The sequence below is a fragment of the Dyadobacter sp. genome (genome assembly GCF_051859145.1).
Taxonomy (GTDB): Bacteria; Bacteroidota; Bacteroidia; order Cytophagales; family Spirosomataceae; genus Dyadobacter.
Genome location: NZ_JBHYGF010000503.1, coordinates 1 through 2,313, shown reverse-complemented (window position 1 = coordinate 2,313; position 2,313 = coordinate 1). Strand labels below are relative to the sequence as shown.

At 43.5% G+C, this 2,313-nt stretch carries 3 protein-coding genes; 2 read left to right on the top strand and 1 reads right to left on the bottom strand.

The window, feature by feature from the left end; genetic code table 11:
• Positions 1–345: 345 nt before the first annotated feature.
• Positions 346–1,230, bottom strand: coding sequence for an AraC family transcriptional regulator (locus ACTIE6_RS22885; protein WP_439558841.1), 885 nt, complete (start codon positions 1,228–1,230; stop codon positions 346–348).
• Positions 1,231–1,477: 247 nt separating this feature from the next.
• Between ACTIE6_RS22885 and ACTIE6_RS22880 the strand changes: the two genes are divergently transcribed.
• Positions 1,478–1,993 (top strand): phosphoheptose isomerase, encoded by a 516-nt coding sequence (locus ACTIE6_RS22880; protein WP_439558840.1) that lies wholly within the window; start codon positions 1,478–1,480, stop codon positions 1,991–1,993.
• A 48-nt stretch (positions 1,994–2,041) separates the two neighbouring features.
• Positions 2,042–2,313: DUF72 domain-containing protein (locus ACTIE6_RS22875; protein ID WP_439558839.1), on the top strand; the 272-nt coding region annotated here is incomplete at its 3' end.

The following is a 2,313-nucleotide window of genomic DNA, read 5'->3' as shown; positions in this document are numbered from 1 at the left end:
CGCCGCCATCGCTTTCGAAGGCGTGGATTATACTTTACCAGAGATCAAAGAAGATTCATTTGTAAATAAAGTCAAAAACTACCTCACCGACCTGCGTACCGGAAAACAAGAAGACGTTTTCGGGTGGATGGTGAAAGTTTAGTCTGTGAGTTAGTGAGTTGATGAGTTGATGAGTTGATGAGTTGATGAGTTGATGAGTTGATGAGTTGATGAGTTGATGAGTTGATGAGTTGAAAATAAAGGGCTCAAAGTTCCGGTTTACTGGGCTTTGAGCTCTTTTATTTTGTTAAAACAACCCTATTCAACACCCTAAACTCATAAACTCTAAACTCATAAACTCCAAAACTAAACAAACGTCCGCGTCCCAGAGTAATTCTCCCTGAATTCCTTCGGCGTGCAGCCGTTTTTTGATTTGAAGATGCGGTTGAAATACGACAGGTTGTTGAACCCGCATTTGTACGCGATTTCCGAGATTGTGTTGCTGGTATTAATCAGATAGCGGGAAGCGTGGCCCAGCCTGATTTCATTGAGGCTTTCTATAAATGTTTTTCCGGTTCTTTTTTTGATGAACCTGCTAAAAGACACCTCCGACATTCCCGCGAGCTTGGATATACCGGGCAGCGTGATTTCCTTGTCATAGTTATCCTGCATAAAGGCAAATACCTTTTCAATGCGGCGGCTGTTGTAATTGACACTCTCACCCGTAAATGTGCTGTTTGATAATGTCCGCATGTTCCGGGATACGGATAGGTCGTGCAGAATGGACATTAACTCCAGAATGGAATCAAACCCGCTTTTTTGACCGAGCGCTTGAAAGCGTGGGAGAATGCGTTCGATGGTTTCACGCGAAAATGCAATCCCCTTTGCCGATTTTTCCAGCAGCGAGCGCACAAAGAAAAGCTGGTTGCGTTTCAGAAATTTGTCATCGAAAAGGTCGCGGTGAAACTGAACGGTGATTTCCTTTACTTCTGGCATTCCCTCCTGCCACTTGTAAGTGTGGGTAAGCCAGCCGTGCGGGAGGTTATTACCCACGAGCACAAGCTCAGCATCATCGATCGTTTCTGTGTGGTCACCTACGATCCGTTTTACACCACGCCCCGACAGGATCAGGTTGAGCTCATATTCGTCGTGGGTATGTAGTGGAAAGTCAAAAATGGTCTTACTGCGGGAAAAAATAGTAAAGCAGTCGTACTGGGTCAAAGGTGTGATTTCGCGGTAAATTTCATTCATAAAGTGTCAGGTTAAATGTTTAAATATATCAACTTAATGTTGAAAATGTATTACAGTCAACCCGGCATTTTTTTAACTATTTATTATTCGGATACAGTTATGACTGACCGATTTACAACTAAATTCTGCTGGGACAAATAGTATAAATAAGCAGATATTGCCCAGAAGGTGTACTGAATATTTTAGGGCATCTTTTTGTTTTTTATCCTAATTTTGAAACTCACCTTAATCAGGTTAATTCCTTTTTATGATACAATCATTCACAGCAGATGCTGACAAGGACGCTGTATTCGCAAAAGTCCAGCAGTTTATCGACGAGCAAGGCTTCACAGTTGTCAGCAAGGATCACTCCCGCCCGTGGGGAGGTTTTTTTGTACTGGATGAAAGCCAGGCGCCGCAGTTTATCTCTACATTCTTCCCTCACCTTTCACTGGAAGATTTTGCCGGCTACGAAAAGTTGAGCCCGAAGATCCTCGTAGTTGCACCGAATAAAAGACTGTCGTGGCAGTACCACCACCGTCGCGCCGAGATATGGAAAGTGATTGGCGGAAGTGCAGGAATTGTGATCAGTGATACAGACGAAGAAACCGAATTGCGCCAATTGCCGATCGGGACTGTTGTAGACCTTAAAAAAGGCGAACGCCACCGGTTGGTAGGTGTTGATGAATGGGGGTTTGTTGCTGAAATCTGGCAGCATACCGACCCTGCAAATCCTTCCGACGAAGACGATATCGTGCGGGTTCAGGATGATTTTGGAAGATAATGAAATGACTTTCACCACTATTTGCACAACTATTAATCCCTTTACAATATGAAATTCGGAAAAGTTGATAACCCCGCATTGATCGATTTTACATTGCCGCCCGATGCACCTGAAAATGAAAGAATATTGAGCAGTACAAAGGGTAAAGGCAAACCGGATATTCGTATTGGCTGTGCAAAATGGAATAAAACGGACCTGAAAAGCTTTTATCCCAAAGGCGTTAAAGACGAGCTGGGTTACTACGCTACGCAGTTCAACAGCATTGAACTTAATGCCACTTTTTACAATAACTTCCCCATTGAAACCATTGAAGGCTGGTA